Annotated in this window: 1 pseudogene; it reads left to right on the top strand. The window is 33.3% G+C overall.

Annotation, left to right across the window (positions count from 1 at the left end):
- Window positions 1–243: pseudogene (locus R0K30_RS23180) on the top strand (glycosyltransferase family 2 protein); the annotation flags it as partial.

Genomic DNA, 243 nt, shown 5'->3' with positions numbered 1-243 from the left:
GGGAGGCATTCAGACTGCTAAAAAGAAAATAGGTAAAACTCCTAAAAATTGGCAGACTATTGATTTCGATGCTATTACTGTAACAGAGTTTTTATCAAAGTTAGATTTCTTCATACATTACATTCATGAAGATTATATCGAGGAATTTGGTAGAAATATTATGGAAGCAATGGCTTTAGGTAAAGTGGTCATTTTACCACCAGATTTTAAAGATATATTCGGAGCTTCAGCCGTTTATGCAGA

This window comes from Bacillus sp. SIMBA_154 (assembly GCF_046536015.1).
Classification (GTDB): Bacteria; Bacillota; Bacilli; order Bacillales; family Bacillaceae; genus Bacillus; species Bacillus pumilus_P.
The sequence above is the reverse complement of the archived record's forward strand: the minus strand, read 5'-3'. Positions and strand labels throughout refer to the sequence as shown.